Here is a 16,468-nt window from a genome sequence, read left to right on the forward strand (position 1 = left end):
GGCACCGACAATTCCTGGGCATCGCCGGCGCGATGGTTCAGCTGCGCGTCAGCCGCTGCAGCAGCAGGCGGGACGGCACGCTGTGCGCACCGTGCGCGCAGACCGACGTGACCACCGCCTTGTCCGACGTCGCGACGACGACCGGGCGGCCCTGCGGCTCCGCCGCCACCAGCGCGCGGATGACGTCGTCGGCGAGCACTCCGGCATCGCTGAAGAGCACGCGCACCCCGCGTGAGCCGCGGGTGGGCGCCGCCACCACTCCTGCGCCGTCGAAGACGACCGTGATCTCGACGCCGGTCCGCGCGGCGAGCGCCGCGAGCTGGCCCGCGAGCCGCGTGCGCTGGTCGGCCAGCGGCAGCTCGGGGTAGCCCGTCTTCGTCACGTTGTAGCCGTCGACGACGAGGTGCACCGACGTCACCGACAGCAGCGCGTCGAGGGCCGGCACCGAGTCGACGGGCCCCCCGCCGCGCACCGACCGGGCGCCCACCACCAGATCTCCGGGACGCGGCCCTCCGCCGCCGAGCGCCAGCTCCCGACGCAGACCGGAGAGGGCGCCGCCGACGGTGTCGAGCAGGAGCCCGAGGCGGACTTCGTCGGCCTGGCGCGCCTCCCGTGCAGCCTGCCGGGCCGCCGCGACCTCGGCGACGGCGTCGGCCGCCCGGCGCCGCTCGGCCTCCGCCCGCTTGCGCTCCCGGTCGCGCTCCGCGGCCAGCGCGACCAGGTCCGCCGCCGCCTTCTCCCGCAGCTCCTCGACGGTCCGCTCCGCCACCGCCCGGCCGTCGAGCGCCGCCCGCAACCGGGCGCCCTGCTCACTGACCCGCCTGCGCAGCTGCTGGTACTCGACATCGCGTTCCTGCCCCGCCGACCGGGCCGCGGCACGTGCGTCGGCGAGCTCGGCCCGCATCCGCTCGAGCTCGCCCGTCAGCTTGTCGACCCGGGCCAGGGCCTCGTCGCGCTCGGCGCGCAGCTCCCCCGCCTCGCCGCGGCGGGCGGCGAGGGCCACCGCCTCGGCGGCGCCCGGGTCCGCCACGAGCAGGGACGCAGCGGCGGCGGCCAGGGGATCGTCGGCCGAGGGGGTGAGCTCCCCGGGGCGGTGCTCGTCCCACCAGGCGACCACGGCCGCGCGGAACGCGGCGGACGCCTCCAGCTCCGTGAGCAGCGCGCTGCGACCGAGCCGGGAGCGCTTGGCGGGCGTGAACCGGGCGAGGCGGCGGAGCGGGATCGGGACGTCGTCGACGGGCAGTGCACCGACCGCGAGAGACGCCGCCTCGGCAAGCCTCGACCGGACCGGTTCGGGAAGGCTGCTCCAGCAGGGACCGGGCGCCTGCCCGGCGTCGTCCGCCGACGCCGGGGACGCGTCCGGGCGGGCCGGATCGCCCGCGCGGGGCGGGTGCCGGTCGCCGGACGTCTCGGACATCGGTCCAGGTTAGCTGCGTCGCGCCCGTCGTACGTGGTGGCGGCGTGGGACCACCCGGTCGATCCGGGCACGTGACACGGGCGTCACGGACCGACGTGAGCGGCACCGCATCACACCCCGTGGTGCCGTCGCACGTGCTGTGCAGGGTGCGACGGCGGGGCGAGGGTTGTGGCGGGGGCCCCGCCGCGGCGCGGCGCGGCCGCGGAACTGTCGGGGTTCCCGGCTAGCGTCCGCGACCGTGCCCGCTCCCCCGCCCGCACCTGCTCCCCAACTGTCGTTCGACGAGCTGGGCACGCCGCTGCGCGACGTCGTCTTCGTCGTGCTCGACCTCGAGACCACCGGCGGCTCCGCCCAGCGCGACACGATCACTGAGGTCGGGGCGGTCAAGATGCGCGGCGGTGAGCGGATCGGCGAGCTCGCGACGCTCGTCGACCCCGGAACCGGAATCCCGCCGCAGGTGGTCGCCCTCACCGGGATCACCACGGCGCTGGTCACCGGGGCGCCGCGGCTGCCCCAGGTGCTCCCGTCCGTGCTGGAGTTCCTCGCCGGCGGTGTGCTGGTGGCGCACAACGCGCCCTTCGACGCGGGGTTCCTGCGTGCCGCGTGCGAGCGGCACGGCGTTGCCTGGCCACGCCCGCCGGTGCTGTGCACCGCACGCCTCGCCCGCGCCGTGCTGACCCGCGAGGAGGCCCCCAGCGTGAAGCTGAGCGCGCTCGCCGAGCTGTTCGGCACCGCCACCCGCCCCACGCACCGGGCGCTGGCCGACGCGCGTGCCACCGTCGAGGTGCTGCACCACCTGCTCGAACGGATCGGCAACCTCGGGGTCCAGAGCCTTGAGGAGCTGCTGACGCTGGTCCGCGACGCCACTCCGCACCGGCCGACGGAGCGTCAGCGCCGCAACCGCCACCTCGCCAGGGCGGTGCCGTCCGCGCCGGGGGTGTACCTGTTCCGCGGGGCCCGCGACGAGGTCCTCTACGTGGGTACCAGCGGTGACCTGCAACGCCGGGTGCGCAGCTACTTCACCGCGGGCGAGCGCCGCAGGCGGATCCGCGACATGGTCGCCCAGGCCGAGCGGGTCGACACGATCGTGTGTGCCCACGCGCTCGAGGCGGGGGTGCATGAGCTGCGGCTGATCGCCGCACACCGTCCCCGCTACAACCGCCGCTCCCGCAACCCGAACGCGTCGTGGTGGGTGGCGGCCACGGCCGAGGCGTTCCCGCGGCTCTCGGTGGTGTCGACGCCCCGCGACGGCGCGCTCGGACCGTTCCGTTCGCAGTCCGACGCGAAGGAGGCCGTCGACACCGTGCTCGAGGCCGTCCCCCTGCGGCCGTGCACGCTGCGCATCCCGGCCCGCGGAGCCGCCGCCGGACCGTGCGTGCTCTACGAGCTGCACCGCTGTGCCGCGCCGTGCGCCGGGTACCAGGACGTCGACGGGTACGCCCCGGCCGTGGCGACCTGGCGGGACCTCGTCCACGGCGCGGTCGACGAGCCGCTGCAGACCCTCGCCGACGAGGTCGCCACCCTCGCGGCGGGCGAACGGTTCGAGTCGGCCGCCCGGCGACGCGACCGCCTCGCCGGGCTGGTACGGGCGCTGGGGCGGGCACAGCGGCTCACGGCGCTCGCCGAGCTCGCCGAGGTGGTCGGCGCCCGCCCGGACGGCCGCGGGGGCTGGGAGCTGGCCGTGGTGCGCCACGGCCGGCTCGCCGCGGCCGGGGTCGCGCGGCGCGGGGTGCCGCCGATGCCCGTGGTCGACGCCCTGCGCGCCGGCGCCACCACCGTGCTGCCCGGTCCCGGGCCGCTCCGCGGTGCGACGCCCGAGGAGATGCGTCTCCTGCACGGCTGGCTCACCGCCGGTGGCACCCGGCTCGTCCTGTCCACGCAGCCGTGGGAGGAGCCCGCGCGCGGTGCCGGGAGCTGGGCTGAGTGGGCGCGCCGCGCCCGGCCGGTGGAGGTTGCGGTGGACTAGCCCGTCCCGCTCGTGGACACGCGCTAGCCTGCCGCTACCCCACCCCCGAGGAGTCGTCGTGATCACCGCGATCGTCCTGGTGCATGTCGCCGCCGACCGGATCCCCGAGGCCGCGCAGGCCATCGCGGATCTCGACGGCGTCGACGAGGTCTACTCCTGCGCGGGCGACGTCGATCTCATCGCCATGGTGAAGGTCGCCCGGCACGAGGAGCTGGCCGACGTGATCGCCGGGCGGCTCAGCAAGGTCGACGGGGTGCGCCGCACCGACACCCACATCGCCTTCCGCTCGTGGGCGCGGGTCGACACCGAGGCGACGTTCGACGTCGGCCTCGAATCCTGACCTCACCCGGAGACCTCGCCGGACACGCGGGGTCCAGGTCGGTCAGCCTGCGGAACCGCGCAACCGGGTCGACAGCTCCACCCAGCGGGCCAGCACCTGCTCCCCCGCTCCGGAGTCGACGGCCTGCGCCGCGCGCACCATCGCGCTCGACAACGCGCCGGGCAGGTCGGCGGGCGGCCCCGCCACCACGCCGTCGAACGCCACCAGAGCACCCGCGGCGTTGAGCAGCACCGCGTCGCGCACCGGCCCGCGCTCGCCGCCCAGGACGCGCCGGAACACCGCGGCGTTCACCGTGGCGTCACCGCCGCGCAGGTCGTCGCGGGTCGCCGCGTCCACGCCGAGCGCCGCCGGGTCGACGACCTCCTGCCGGACCTCGCCGCCGCCGACCACCCACGCGGTGCTGGTGGTCGTGGTGGTGAGCTCGTCGAGCCCGTCGTCGCCCCGCACGACCAGCGCGGACGCGCCGCGGCCCGCGAACACCTCGGCGAGCACCGGCGCCAGCCGGGCGTCGGCGCAGCCGACCAGCCCGGCACCCGGCTGCGCCGGGTTCGTGAGCGGCCCCAGCACGTTCATCGCGGTGGGGATGCCGAGCTCGCGGCGCACCGGGCCGGTGTGCCGCATCGCCGGGTGGAAGACCGGCGCGAAGCAGAACCCGATGCCGGCTTCCTCGACGCACGCGGCCACGGCGTCGGGCGGCAGGTCGATCGCGACGCCGAGGGCCTCCAGCACGTCCGCGGCACCGCTGGCCGACGACACGGCCCGGTTGCCGTGCTTGACCACCGGCACCCCCGCCGCCGCGACGACCACGGCCGCCATCGTCGAGATGTTGACGGTGCGAGCCTGGTCGCCCCCGGTCCCGACGACGTCGACGGCCGGCCGGGCGACGGTCACGCGGCGGGCGTGCTGCAGCATCGCGGTGGCCAGCCCGGCGATCTCGTCCGGAGCCTCCCCCTTGGCGCGCAGCGCGACGAGGAAGCCGGCGAGCTGGGCGGCGGTCGACTCGCCCGACAGCACCCGGTCCATGACCCAGGCCGTGTCGTCGGCCCCGAGGTCGGTGCCCGCGAGCAGCCGGCCGAGCAGGGCCGGCCAGCTCTGCGCCCCCTTACGCTCCGCGGACGTGTCGGCCACGGTGTCAGCCCCGCCCGAGCGCGGGTGCGTCGCCCGTGTCGGCCTGCGCGCGCCGCAGCACGTCCGCGACGGTCTCGGCGGCGGTCAGCGGGTCCAACGGGTGCACCAGCACCGCGTCGGCCTGCGACCACGTGGCGAGCCACCGGTCGTCGCGCCGCCGCACCGTGACGATGATCGGCGGGCAGTCGTCGATCTCGTTCTTGAGCTGCCGGGACACGCCCATCCCGCCGGTCGGCTGCGCCTCGCCGTCCAGGATCGCGAGGTCGATCTCCCCCGCGTCGGCCGCGGCGAGGACCTCGGCGATGCCGCTGGCCTCCACGTACCGCACCCGGCCGACGTCGGGCGCGGGGCGACGGCCCACGGCGGTGATGATGGCCTCGCGGACCTCCGGGCGGTGGCTGAACACCAGCACGGTCGACGTCCGCTGCACAACGGGGCTACCCACGAGGCGGAATGCTAGCCCCGGCCGACTTCCACCCCGCGGGAACCGTGATCGACCCGCAGCCATCCCGACAGGCTGTAGAAGATGATGGGGGTCATAATGCCCACGTGACGACAGCGGCTCCCACCATCAGCGCGCGGATCCACTCGCTGAACCGCCCCAACCTCGTCAGCATCGGCACCATCGTGTGGCTGTCGAGCGAGCTGATGTTCTTCGCGGGCCTGTTCGGCATCTACTTCACGGTGCGCGCCCAACACGTCGGGGAGTGGCCGCCGCCGCCGACCGAACTCGACGTCCCGTACGCCCTGGTGGTGACGATCGTCCTGGTCGCGTCGTCGTTCACCTGCCAGCTCGGCGTGTTCTCCGCGGAGCGCGGCGACGTCTTCGGGCTGCGTCGCTGGTACCTGGTGACGCTGGCGATGGGCACGTTCTTCGTGCTCGGGCAGGCCAACGAGTACCGCCACCTGATCGAGGCGGGCACGACGATCCCGTCCAGCGCCTACGGCACGGTGTTCTACCTGGCCACCGGCTTCCACGGCCTGCACGTCATCGGCGGGCTCATCGCGTTCGTCTTCCTGCTCATCCGCACCAAGCTCAGCAAGTTCACCCCCGCCCAGGCCACCGCCGCGATCGTCGTGTCGTACTACTGGCACTTCGTCGACGTCGTGTGGATCGGGCTCTTCGCCGTCATCTACTTCATCCGATGACGCAGGTGAAGCAGATGAAGCAACTGACCACGACCGCCAGGGCGGGGAAGGCGCGCCGATGACCACCACACCCGGACCCACACCCGAATCCGAGGAGCCTGCGCGCGCGTCGAGGCGCCGCTGGGGCCGCGGCCGCAGCCGGCTGCACCGCCGCGTGGCGGGCGCACTGGCCATCGGCCTGGGCCTGATGGCCACCGCAGGGCTCTACACGGCCGTGACGGCCGACGTGAACCAGGCGCACGCGCAGGCGGCCGACGCGGCGCTGCTGCAGCGCGGCCAGGAGCTGTACAACACCAACGCCTGCATCAGCTGCCACGGCTCCAACCTGCAGGGCGTCGAGGCCCGCGGCCCGAGCCTGATCGGCGTCGGCGACGCCGCCGTGTACTTCCAGGTCTCCAGCGGGCGCATGCCGCTGGCGCGCCAGGAGGCGCAGGCCATGCGGAAGCCGACGCTGCCGGCCTTCGACCCGGACACCGAGGAGGGTCAGGCCAACCTGGACGCCCTCGGCGCCTACATCCAGGCCAACGGCGGCGGCCCGACCCGGCCCGAGGCGAGCGGCGAGGCGCTGCGCGGCGACGACCCGGCCCGCGGCGGCGAGCTGTTCCGCCTCAACTGCTCGTCGTGCCACAACTTCACCGGTCGCGGCGGTGCACTGTCGTCGGGTAAGTACGCCCCGAACCTGGACCCGGCGAGCGAGACGCAGATCTACACGGCGATGCTGACCGGCCCGCAGAACATGCCCAAGTTCTCCGACCGGCAGCTCACGCCGGAGGAGAAGGAAGACATCATCGCCTACGTCAAGTCGGTCTCGGGGTCGAGCAACAGCGTCGGCGGTTACGACGCGGGCGGGATCGGCCCGACGGCTGAAGGCATCGTCGCCTTCATCTTCGGGCTGTCGGCGATGGTCGGGATCGCGATCTGGCTGGGAGCGAAGGCATGAGCACGACCCGATCCGACGGGACGCACGGGTCCGGAAACCGCGGCAGTGCACGCGGTGATGCCGCCGAGCCGCCGCACCCGACCGAGACGCCGCACCCGCCGCAGGTCTCCGACGCCGACCTCGAGTCCATGTCGCAGGAGCAGCTGGCGCGGCTGGCGGCGAACCTCGACGACGTCGAGGTCGTGCACAACGCCAACCCCTGGCCGATCCCGGGCACGCGTGCGGAGAAGCGCGCGGAGCGGGCCGTCACGCTGTGGTTCCTGATCTCGGCGATCTGCGGAGTGGCGTTCATCGCGGCATTCCTGTTCTGGCCGCACGAGTACCACGCACCCGGCGACCCCGGGTACGGGGTCTACGCCCTCTACACGCCGCTCGTCGGCGGGCTGCTCGGCCTGGCCGTCCTCACGCTGGGCGTCGCGGTGATCCAGTACGTGAAGAAGTTCTTCCCGGACGAGGTCTCGATCCAGCAGCGCCACGACGGGCCGTCGGACGAGGTCGCCCGGCGGACGGTCGTCGCGCAGGTGGTCCAGGCCGGCGACGACACCGGCTTCGCCCGCCGCAAGATGATCCTGGGCAGCGCCGGCCTGGCCACGGGCGTCTTCGGCCTCGGGCTCGGCATCGCCGCGGTCGCCCCGCTGGTCCGCAACCCGTGGAAGGGCGGGAGCGACGCCGTGCTCTGGCACACCGGCTGGCGTGCGGAGAACGGTGAGACCGTCTACCTCCGGTACGACACCGGCGACCCCGAGGAGATCGTGCTGGTCCGGCCCGAGGACCAGGAACCGGGCTCGATGATGACGGTGTTTCCGTTCCGGAATTCCGAGCGGGGCAACGAGCACGCCCTCCTGGAGGGCGTCCGCCGGGCGGACAACTCCGCCATGCTGATCCGCGTCCGCCCGGGCACCCCGTTCTCGCCGCTGCCCGGCCAGGAGAACTTCACCTACGGCGACTACGTGTGCTACTCGAAGGTCTGCACGCACCTGGGCTGCCCGGCGTCGCTGTACGAGTCGCAGACCAACCGCATCCTGTGCCCGTGTCATCAGTCACAGTTCATCGCCACAGAGCACGCCAGGCCGGTTTTCGGTCCGGCCGCCAGGCCGTTGCCGCAACTTCCCATTACCGTGAACGAAGAGGGTTACCTCGTCGCCACGGGCGACTTCGCCGGTCCCGTCGGTCCGGCCTTTTGGGAGATGGGGAAGATATGAGCGCGATCACCACGCCGACCTCCCGAGGAGGCAGCGGTCCGGTCGGCAAGGCTCTCGACGAGCTGGACCAGCGCTACCACCCGGCAGCCGGCCTGCGCCGCCAGTTCAACAAGGTCTTCCCGACGCACTGGTCGTTCATGCTCGGCGAGGTCGCGCTCTACAGCTTCATCGTCCTGCTGATCTCCGGCATCTACCTGGGGCTGTTCTTCGACCCGTCGATGGTCGAGGTCGTCTACGACGGGCCGTTCGACAACCTGCGCGGCGTGCACATGTCCCGTGCCTACGAGAGCGCGCTGGAGATCTCCCTGGAGGTCCGCGGCGGTCTGTTCGTCCGCCAGGTGCACCACTGGGCCGCACTGCTGTTCCTCGCCTCGATGTTCGCCCACATGTTCCGCACGTTCTTCACCGGCGCGTTCCGCAAGCCGCGTGAGGCGAACTGGGTCGTCGGCGTCCTGCTGATCTTCGTCGGGACCTTCGAGGGCTTCTCCGGCTACTCGCTTCCCGACGACCTGCTCTCCGGTGTCGGCCTGCGCATCGCGTCGGGCATCACGCTGACGGTGCCGATCATCGGCACCTGGGCGCACTGGGCGCTGTTCGGCGGCGAGTTCCCGGGCACCGAGATCATCCCGCGGCTCTACATCATCCACGTGCTGATCCTGCCCGGTGTCCTGCTCGCGCTGATCGGCCTGCACGTCGGGCTCGTCTGGTACCAGAAGCACACGCAGTACCCCGGCCCGGGCCGGACCGAGAAGAACGTCGTCGGCGTGCGGATCCTCCCGGTCTTCGCGGCCAAGGGCGGCGCGTTCTTCGCCGTCTGCGCCGGCATCATCGCGATGATGGGCGGGATCTTCCAGATCAACCCGATCTGGAACCTCGGCCCGTACAACGCCGCGCAGATCTCCTCGGGATCGCAGCCCGACTTCTACATGTGGTTCAGCGAGGGCATGGCCCGCATGTTCCCGGCCTGGGAGATCGTCCTCGGCGACTACCGGATCCCGGCGGCGTTCTGGCCGACGGCGGTGTTCCTGCCGCTGCCGTTCGCGGTCGCGGCGATCTACCCGATGATCGAGCGGAAGCTGACGGGCGACAACGCCCTGCACAACCTGCTGCAGCGCCCGCGCGACGTCCCGGTGCGGACCTCGCTCGGCGTCATGGCGATCGCGTTCTACGCCTGGCTGTGCCTGAGCGCGATCAACGACTGGATCGCGTTCTTCTTCGACATCTCGCTGAACGCCACCACGTGGGCGGGCCGGATCGGGCTGCTCATCGTCCCGCCGATCGCCTACTGGGTGGCCTACCGCTGGTGCATCGGCCTGCAGCGGTCGGACCGCGCGGTGCTCGAGCACGGCATCGAGACCGGCATCGTCCGGCGCCTGCCGCACGGCGAGTTCATCGAGATCCACCAGCCGCTCGGCGGCGTCGACCACCACGGGCACGCCATTCCGCTGGAGTACCAGGGCGCCCCGGTGCCCAAGCGGATGAACCAGCTCGGTTCGGCGGGTGCACCGGTCGCCGGTTCGCTCATCAAGCCGGACCCGGCGTCCGAGACGGCCGCGCTGGAGCGGGCACGTCGGGAGCTGTCGGAGGCCGAGGCGTCGCACGGCGACGGCAACCGCGAGGCCGAGGAGCGCGAGAGGTCGGACCGCCGCGAGCTGGCCGGACGGCCGAGCGACCTGGAAGACTGACCCGCACTCACGCACGAGGGCCCCGCCGGATCACCGGCGGGGCCCTCGTCGTTCGGTGAGGTGCGTCTGGCCCGGGCCCGCGGCGATCCCCCGCTACGGGTGCCGAGGGTCGGAGATCGCCCGCTACGGGTGCTCAGGGCTGCAGTCACAACCGCGGACGCCCTTAGCGGGGTATCACGGGCTCGGGCCGCTGACCGACACCCCTCACTTTGGGGTGAGGGTGCGTGGTGCCCCCGGTCACACGGCCCACCCCGGTCTGCTACGGTCACCGGGTGCGCGCAACGAGCATTCTTCTCGTAGCCTCGCGCGTCGGCTGAGCCAGGTTCCCGACGCGCAGGCGGTCTTCGGCCGCGCACTCCTCCCCGAGACCTGGCTCGGGTCCTGCCTCCCCCGGACCCACCCCAGGAGTCGACGATGACCGTTCTGGATCACTTCGCCCGCCGCACCGACTGGCAGCCCCGCCTGCACCGGCGCCACGAGATCGTCACCACCGGCGGCATGGCCGGCGTCCTCCGCGTCGGCGCCGCCCTCACCACCTGCGGCTACCAGGTCCACGAGTTCGTCGCCGACGTCCAGGACGGCGTCCCCTACGGCTCGGTCACCTGCACGGTCGCGCTGCGCGCGGACGAGTCGGCGCTGTTCGCCGAGCGGCTCCGCGAGGTCCCCACCGTCATCGCGGTCGAGCCCCGGTAGTCGCGGGCGTCAGCGCCGGGGCTCGGCTCCGGTCGTGGCGCCGTGGACGGCGGCGAGCATGTCCGCGAGCTCCGCGACCTTGACCCGCTCGGCCCCCCGCGCCTGGCCCAGCCGGATCTCCTCGGCGTCCAGCCGCAGCCACGACGTCCAGTCGACCGGCCGTACACCGTGCTCGGCCAGCACGCGGGCGAGATCGTCCGGGTCCGGGTGGACCGGCGGCGGCAGCGCGGGCAGGTCCGCCAGCACGGAGGCGGCGACCTCGACGGCGTCGTGCTTGTTGGTGCCGATGACGCCGGTCGGCCCCCGGCGGATCCAGCCGGTGACGTACTGCCCCGGCACGGCCGCCCCGTCGGCGTCGACCACGCGGCCGGCGACGTTCGGGACCGTACCGGTCGCGGTGTCGAACGGGAGGCCCCCGATCGGCTCGCCGGTGTAGCCGACGGCCCGGACGACGAGGCCGACGTCGAGCGTCTCCTCCTCCCCCGTCCCGCGCACGCGGCCGTCCGGGGTCAGCACGTTGCGCTCGACGACGATGCCGGTGACGCGGTCCGTCCCGAGGATCCGCACCGGGCTGCGGAGGAACCGGAGGTGGATGCGCCGGTGGGCGGTGCCGTGTGTGGCGTGCGCCCACTCCGTGAGGACTGCGAGGTTGGCGCGCTCGTGGCGGTCCGTCACGTCGTCCGGAACACCGGCGTCGAGGAGGCCGTCGTCGTGCACGACCACGTCGGCGTCGGCGAGATCGCCGAGCTGGCGCAGCTCGACGGGGGTGAACCTGACCTGCTGCGGGCCCCGGCGGATGAGCACGTGCACGTCGCGAACCCGGCCGGCGCGAAGCGCCTCGAGCACAGCGTCCGGGACGTCCGTGCTGCCCAGCTCGTCCGGGGTGCGGGCCAGCACGCGGGCGACGTCCAGCGCGACGTTCCCGGCACCGACGACGGCGACGCCCGTGACGTCCAGCCGGGGCGCGACGCCGTGGTCCGGATGCCCGCAGTACCAGCCGACCATCGCCCCCGAGCCGATGCTTCCGGGCAGGTCCTCGCCCGGGATACCGAGACGTCGGTCGAGAGCGGAGCCGGAGGCGTGCACGACCGCGGTGTAGTGCTCGCGCAGCACCGGCAGCGGCACTGCACCGGGGCCCGGGCCGACGGTCACCCCGCCGAGAAAGCGCACCTCACCGGGGCCGAACGGCCGGGCCAGCACGCGGATGACCGACTTCATCTTCACGTGGTCCGGCGCGACGCCGTAGCGCACCAGTCCGTACGGCGCGGGCAGGCGGTCCAGGACGTCGACGTCGACGGCGGTGTCGGAGGCGGCGAGCGCGGCCGCCGCGTAGAGGCCGGAGGGCCCTGAGCCCACCACCGCGACCCGAGGACGCGCGCTCGTCATGCCTTCTCCTCGCCGTCGGGTTCACTCCCGATCCTGCCCTCTGCGACCGACGAGGTCGAGCACCGTGCGATCAGGCGCTCGCCGCGGCGGGCTCCGGACACGGGGTCGCCTGGAAGGTACGGCGGTAGTCGGCCGGGGCGACGCCGACGACCTTGCGGAAGTGGTGGCGCAGCAGCGCTCCCGTGCCGAAGCCGGACCGCTCGGCGACGTCGTCCACGGCCAGATCGGTGTCCTCGAGCAGGCGCTGCGCGAGCAGCACGCGCTGCAGGGTGAGCCAGCGGTGCGGGGTGGTGCCGGTCTCGGCGACGAACCGGCGCGCGAAGCTGCGGTCCGACATTCGTGCGCGGCGCGCGAGGTCGGCCACCGAGTGCTCGACGTGCAGGTTCTCCAGCACCCACTCCAGCGTCGGGGCGAGCGCGTCCGCGGAGCACTGCGGGATCGGCTGCTCGACGTACTGCCGCTGCCCGCCGTCGCGCTGCGGCGGCACCACCATGCGGCGCGCGATGACGTTGACGACGGCGCTGCCGAGCTCGCGACGCACGAGGTGCAGCGCGGCGTCGATGCCCGCCGCGGTGCCGGCGCTGGTGACGAGGTTGCCGTCGTCGACGAACAGCACGTCCGGATCGATGATCGCCTCCGGGTGTCGCGCCCGCAGCTCGTCGACGCTCTTCCAGTGCACGGTGCACCGGCGCCCGTCGAGCAGGCCGGCCGCGCCGAGCACGAACACGCCGGAGCAGACGGTGAGCAGCGTCGCACCCGCGGCGGAGGCGTCGCGCAGCGCCTGGAGGGCCTCCTCGGGGAACGCGCGCAACCCCGTGGCCGGCACCGCGACGAGGTCGGCGCCCTGCAGTCCCTCCAGACCGCGTTCGGGCACGACCTGTACGTGGCCGGTGGTGGTGACCGGCTCACCGGCGCGGAGACCGCACACCCGGAAGTCGAGGAGCGGGACACCGTCGTCGGTGCGGTCCAGGCCGAAGACCTCGCACAACACCCCGAACTCGAACACCGCGAGCTCGTCGAGGACGAGGACGGCGACGCTGCGGAGCATGCTGACAGTGTAGTGGCAGTATTTCGACGAAGGATGTCTTCTCCGCCACTGTTGGCAGGAACTCGTTGAGCGGAGACTTTCTGCCATGACCGCATGGATCCTTCTCTTCGCCCTCGCCGCCCTGTTCGCCCTGGCCGTCCGGCACGGGCGCACCGCAGAACCGCCCATGCCGTCGGGCTACGACGGTGAACGCCAGATCGCCGAGCTACGCGGTCTCGTCTCCGCCACGACGAACGTCCGACTCCCCTGAACGGCTCCGGTCGGACACGGCATGGAAGGCCGCGAGCCGCTCGGCCTCCACCGTGACGGCACGGCGGGCGGCGGTGGGCAGGTCGTGGAACGGGGAGGTCACGACCTGCCCACCGGCGTAGGACCAGGTGCCGGCCACCTGGCCGTCGACGAGGAACGTCGCTACGGACCGGGGCATGGACGTCGCGAAGACGCGCGGGCGGTAGGCCTCCGGCAGCAGCTGGGCGCGCCGGGCGTGCACGAGCAGCGTGGCGTCCCAGGTGCCCAGGAAGCGCACCGGCGCCGGCGTGTGGGCGTCCGGGAGCGGGGCGTCCGGCACGTCGACCAGCTCCCCGCCCGTCTCGCTGCGGAAGTGCCGGAGTTCGCAGCGGGCGAGCACGCCCCGGACCACCGTGATCGGGAGTCCGCTGAACGACGCGACGTCCGCCGCGGTCGCCGGTCCGAAGGCACGCAGGTAGCGGGTCACGAGTAGCTCCTGGCCGTCGTCGACGGCCACCGGCTCGCTCGTCGCGACGACCTCGTCGGCGAGGGCGAAGAGGTGCGCCCTCGGCTTCTCCCAGGTGCCCGAGGGCGGAATCCGCAGGAGATCGACCCAGAGCTGGGCGCCGACCCAGGCCACCTTCGGGAACCCGTCGGCGACCAGTAGGGCGACGAGCCGGGGTTGCGTGAGGGGGCCGTCGGCCAGGTACCGGCGCACAGCCGCGGCGACGGCGGGCATGTCGAGCCCGGCCGCCCGTTTGTCTGCCCGTAGCCACTGCGCCCGCCGTGCTGCGCGGACCGCGGCGGTGAACGGGGCGTAGTCGGCGGCGGCGACCATGTGGATGGTGTTGCGCATCACCCAGCCCTGCACGACCTCGGCCCGTTCGAGCGCCGCCGTGAGGTCGGCTCGCCGGAACCCGGCCGCCCGCGACCACATCGCGATGTAGCCCGACGGCGCGTGCTGCGTCTGCAGGCCGCACACCCGCGCAGCCACCTCTCCGGGCGAGCCGTCCGCACGCTCGAGCAGCAGTTGGCGGGCGAGCACCGCCCGGTTCAGCTCGCGGGTGGAGAGCACCCGGCCCGGCCCCGTCTGCTGAACCGCCTTCTGGGTCACGCCGGCAGCGTCCCACCGAGCCCCGACACTCTTCGGCGGACCTCGCCCCTCGTCCACAGGCGGCCGGAGCGCGACGTGCGCCACCCGGGCCCGGCGTGGCGGCCGCCGGTCGGCGAGGATCGAGGACGTGGACTCCTCTACCCGGCCGCCCGCGACCGTCCTGCTCGACCTCGACGGCACCCTCATCGACTCCGCCCCCGGCATCCTCGGATCTCTCGGTGCGGCGTTCGCCGAGCTGGGAATCCCGCTGCCGGACGGCGGTCTCCCGCACACGCTGCTCGGTCCGCCGCTGTACCGGTCGCTCCCCCCGCTGGTCGGTCCGGAACGCGCGCCGGAGCTGCTGGCCGCGTACCGCCGCATCTACGCCGACGTCGGCATCCGCGAGTGCCTGCCGTTCGACGGCATCGACGCGCTGCTGCGCGAGCTGGCGGGGGCCGGCGTGACGCTCGCGGTGGCGACGAGCAAGGCACAGGTCTACGCCGAGAAGATCGTCGAGTACCGCGGCTGGACGGAGCTGTTCGCGACGGTGGGCGGCGACACGCTCGACGCCGCGCGGCCCACGAAGGCCGACGTCGTCGGTGAGGTGCTGCGCAGGCTCGGCGAGCCGGCGGACGCGATCATGGTCGGTGACCGGCTGCACGACGTCGAGGGCGCCCGCGTGCACGGGCTCGAGTGCCTGGGCGTGGGCTGGGGCTATGCGGCGCCCGGCGAGCTGGAGGAGGCGGGCGCGCTGGCCGTCTACTCGAATCCAACGGCGCTCGGCGCGGCACTGCGCCGTCCCCGCAACGCGACGAGCGGCACGTTCGTCGCCTAGGTTTGGACGAGCGGGCCGTTCGTCGCCAGCCGGGCGGGAGCGAGCGCGGCGGGGTCGAGCGCGATGTCCGGCAGCACGGATGTCCCGGTCACGACGGCCGCGGCCAGCGCGGACAGCGCCGGTGCCGTCTCGATCCCCGATCCGCCCTGCCCGGCGACGAACCAGAAGCCGGGATGCTCCGGCAGGCTCCCGACCACGGGAACGCGGTCGGGGACGAACGAGCGCAACCCCGCCCAGCTCGTCACCACCGAGCGCAGCCCCAGGCCCGTGACGTCCTCGACACGCTCCAGGGCGAGCGCCACGTCCAGGTCGTCCGGACGCGCGTCCCCGGGCTGCGCAGGGGTCTCGTCCGCGGGTGAGACCAGCAGATGGGGCCCGTCGGCCTTGAAGTACCAGCGGTCCGTGGCCTCGCAGACCATCGGCAGCGGGCCGCCGTCGGGCGGCTGCAGTCGCGCGGGATCAGGCACCCGGGCCACCGCGATCGTCCGCCGCAACGGCGTGAGCCCCAGTGGTGGCACCCCGGCGAGGGCCGCCACGGTGTCCGCCCACGCCCCCGCCGCATCGACGATCTCCCCGACGAGGAGCGCGTCGCCGTCGGCGAACCCGATCCGCCAGCCCGCGCCGTCGCGGTCCACGGAGGCGACCCGCGACGACGTGCGCACAGTGCCGCCGCGGCGTCGGAGCCCACGCACGTAGGCGTCGTGCAGGGCGGCGACGTCGACGTCGGCGGCGGCCTCGGTGAGCGCGGCCGCGTAGACGTCGCGCAGGGCGGGGCAGCGGCGGCGGGCCTCGTCGGGGTCGACGCGGACGGGCGCGTCCGGCTCCCCCACACGCTCGTCGAGCTGTGCGGCGAGTGCGGCCTCGGCCTCGGCGTCCGTCGCCGTCCACAGGACCGGCCGGGGAGAAAGCAGCGGCGGCGCACCGAGTTCGGTGGCCAGGGACCCGAACCGCGGACCCGAGGCGGTGATGAGGGCGCGGACGGCGGCGACCCCGTGCCCCGGGATCCAGGTGGCGGCCGAGCGGGCGGTCGAGTGGGTGCCGAGCGCGGCCTCGGCCTCCAGCAGCACCACCGACCGGGTCGCCGCCAGCTCGTAGGCGACCGAGGCGCCGGCGATGCCCCCGCCGACGACGGCGATGTCCGGAGGAGTCGACATTCGTTCACCGTAATTCGGTGGTGGCGATGTCGTGCGAAGACCTAACCTCGCCGCATGCGCATGTGAGAGAGCGTCGTGCCCCTCGGGGCACGCTCCCGTCCCAGTCACCCCGGCCGGCTCCCGCCGTCCCGGCCCTGCTGTGCCGGCCCGTTCTCCGCAGGAGGTTCCCCATGCGTGCTCATCCGTCCGACCAGACCCCGTCGG

General features: G+C 73.7%; 16 protein-coding genes. 9 read left to right on the plus strand and 7 right to left on the minus strand.

Features of this window, described 5'->3' with window-relative positions:
- Window positions 1-37: 37 nt before the first annotated feature.
- Window positions 38-1,417, minus strand: coding sequence for an NYN domain-containing protein (locus RM445_RS13950; RefSeq protein WP_311556655.1), 1,380 nt, complete (start codon window positions 1,415-1,417; stop codon window positions 38-40).
- 238 nt (window positions 1,418-1,655) lie between these two features.
- Between RM445_RS13950 and RM445_RS13955 the strand changes: the two genes are divergently transcribed.
- Together RM445_RS13955 and RM445_RS13960 are read left to right on the plus strand one after the other, a co-directional pair.
- Window positions 1,656-3,383, plus strand: a complete 1,728-nt coding sequence (locus RM445_RS13955; RefSeq protein ID WP_311556656.1) for a DEDD exonuclease domain-containing protein — start codon at window positions 1,656-1,658, stop codon at window positions 3,381-3,383.
- Between the two features lie 58 nt (window positions 3,384-3,441).
- Window positions 3,442-3,723, plus strand: a complete 282-nt coding sequence (locus tag RM445_RS13960; protein ID WP_311556657.1) for an Lrp/AsnC family transcriptional regulator — start codon at window positions 3,442-3,444, stop codon at window positions 3,721-3,723.
- A gap of 42 nt (window positions 3,724-3,765) precedes the next feature.
- On the opposite strand, the gene trpD is transcribed toward RM445_RS13960, so the two are convergent.
- Together trpD and RM445_RS13970 are read right to left on the minus strand one after the other, a co-directional pair.
- Entirely contained in the window at window positions 3,766-4,851 is a 1,086-nt protein-coding gene (trpD, locus tag RM445_RS13965) for an anthranilate phosphoribosyltransferase (RefSeq protein ID WP_311556658.1), read from the minus strand.
- A gap of 4 nt (window positions 4,852-4,855) precedes the next feature.
- On the minus strand, window positions 4,856-5,296 hold the full coding sequence (locus tag RM445_RS13970; protein WP_311556659.1) for a response regulator transcription factor: 441 nt from the start codon (window positions 5,294-5,296) through the stop codon (window positions 4,856-4,858).
- A gap of 104 nt (window positions 5,297-5,400) precedes the next feature.
- Here RM445_RS13970 and ctaE point away from each other — a divergent pair, with 104 nt between their 5' ends.
- The 5 genes from ctaE (at window position 5,401) to RM445_RS13995 (ending at window position 10,520) form a co-directional block, all read left to right on the plus strand.
- Window positions 5,401-6,000, plus strand: coding sequence for an aa3-type cytochrome oxidase subunit III (gene ctaE, locus RM445_RS13975; protein ID WP_311556660.1), 600 nt, complete (start codon window positions 5,401-5,403; stop codon window positions 5,998-6,000).
- A 58-nt stretch (window positions 6,001-6,058) separates the two neighbouring features.
- Window positions 6,059-6,940, plus strand: a complete 882-nt coding sequence (qcrC, locus tag RM445_RS13980) for a cytochrome bc1 complex diheme cytochrome c subunit (RefSeq protein WP_311556661.1) — start codon at window positions 6,059-6,061, stop codon at window positions 6,938-6,940.
- Window positions 6,937-8,142 carry a cytochrome bc1 complex Rieske iron-sulfur subunit gene (gene qcrA, locus RM445_RS13985; RefSeq protein WP_311556662.1) on the plus strand — a complete coding sequence of 402 codons (1,206 nt, stop codon included), beginning with the start codon at window positions 6,937-6,939 and terminating at the stop codon, window positions 8,140-8,142. Before qcrC ends, qcrA begins: the two co-directional genes overlap by 4 nt.
- Window positions 8,139-9,827, plus strand: coding sequence for a cytochrome bc1 complex cytochrome b subunit (qcrB, locus tag RM445_RS13990; RefSeq protein WP_311556663.1), 1,689 nt, complete (start codon window positions 8,139-8,141; stop codon window positions 9,825-9,827). The genes qcrA and qcrB overlap by 4 nt, the downstream gene beginning before the upstream one ends.
- Window positions 9,828-10,241: 414 nt before the next feature.
- On the plus strand, window positions 10,242-10,520 hold the full coding sequence (locus RM445_RS13995; protein WP_311556664.1) for a hypothetical protein: 279 nt from the start codon (window positions 10,242-10,244) through the stop codon (window positions 10,518-10,520).
- Between the two features lie 9 nt (window positions 10,521-10,529).
- Here RM445_RS13995 and RM445_RS14000 read toward each other — a convergent pair whose 3' ends face one another.
- Window positions 10,530-11,906, minus strand: coding sequence for an FAD-dependent oxidoreductase (locus RM445_RS14000; RefSeq protein WP_311556665.1), 1,377 nt, complete (start codon window positions 11,904-11,906; stop codon window positions 10,530-10,532).
- A 70-nt stretch (window positions 11,907-11,976) separates the two neighbouring features.
- A complete protein-coding gene (locus tag RM445_RS14005; protein WP_311556666.1) occupies window positions 11,977-12,954 on the minus strand; it encodes a helix-turn-helix domain-containing protein in 978 nt (325 codons plus the stop codon).
- 85 nt (window positions 12,955-13,039) lie between these two features.
- Here RM445_RS14005 and RM445_RS14010 point away from each other — a divergent pair, with 85 nt between their 5' ends.
- Complete coding sequence (locus tag RM445_RS14010) at window positions 13,040-13,204, plus strand: hypothetical protein (RefSeq protein ID WP_311556667.1); 165 nt, start codon at window positions 13,040-13,042, stop codon at window positions 13,202-13,204.
- On the opposite strand, the gene RM445_RS14015 is transcribed toward RM445_RS14010, so the two are convergent.
- A complete protein-coding gene (locus tag RM445_RS14015) occupies window positions 13,160-14,296 on the minus strand; it encodes a winged helix DNA-binding domain-containing protein (RefSeq protein ID WP_311556668.1) in 1,137 nt (378 codons plus the stop codon). The two genes, RM445_RS14010 and RM445_RS14015, sit on opposite strands and share 45 nt — an antisense overlap.
- A 127-nt stretch (window positions 14,297-14,423) precedes the next feature.
- Here RM445_RS14015 and RM445_RS14020 point away from each other — a divergent pair, with 127 nt between their 5' ends.
- Window positions 14,424-15,110, plus strand: coding sequence for an HAD hydrolase-like protein (locus tag RM445_RS14020; RefSeq protein ID WP_311556669.1), 687 nt, complete (start codon window positions 14,424-14,426; stop codon window positions 15,108-15,110).
- On the opposite strand, the gene RM445_RS14025 is transcribed toward RM445_RS14020, so the two are convergent.
- Window positions 15,107-16,264 carry an NAD(P)/FAD-dependent oxidoreductase gene (locus RM445_RS14025; RefSeq protein WP_311556670.1) on the minus strand — a complete coding sequence of 386 codons (1,158 nt, stop codon included), beginning with the start codon at window positions 16,262-16,264 and terminating at the stop codon, window positions 15,107-15,109. The two genes, RM445_RS14020 and RM445_RS14025, sit on opposite strands and share 4 nt — an antisense overlap.
- Window positions 16,265-16,468: the final 204 nt, after the last annotated feature.

Origin of the sequence: Pseudonocardia charpentierae (assembly GCF_031845345.1) — a bacterium.
GTDB lineage: Bacteria > Actinomycetota > Actinomycetes > Mycobacteriales > Pseudonocardiaceae > Pseudonocardia > Pseudonocardia charpentierae.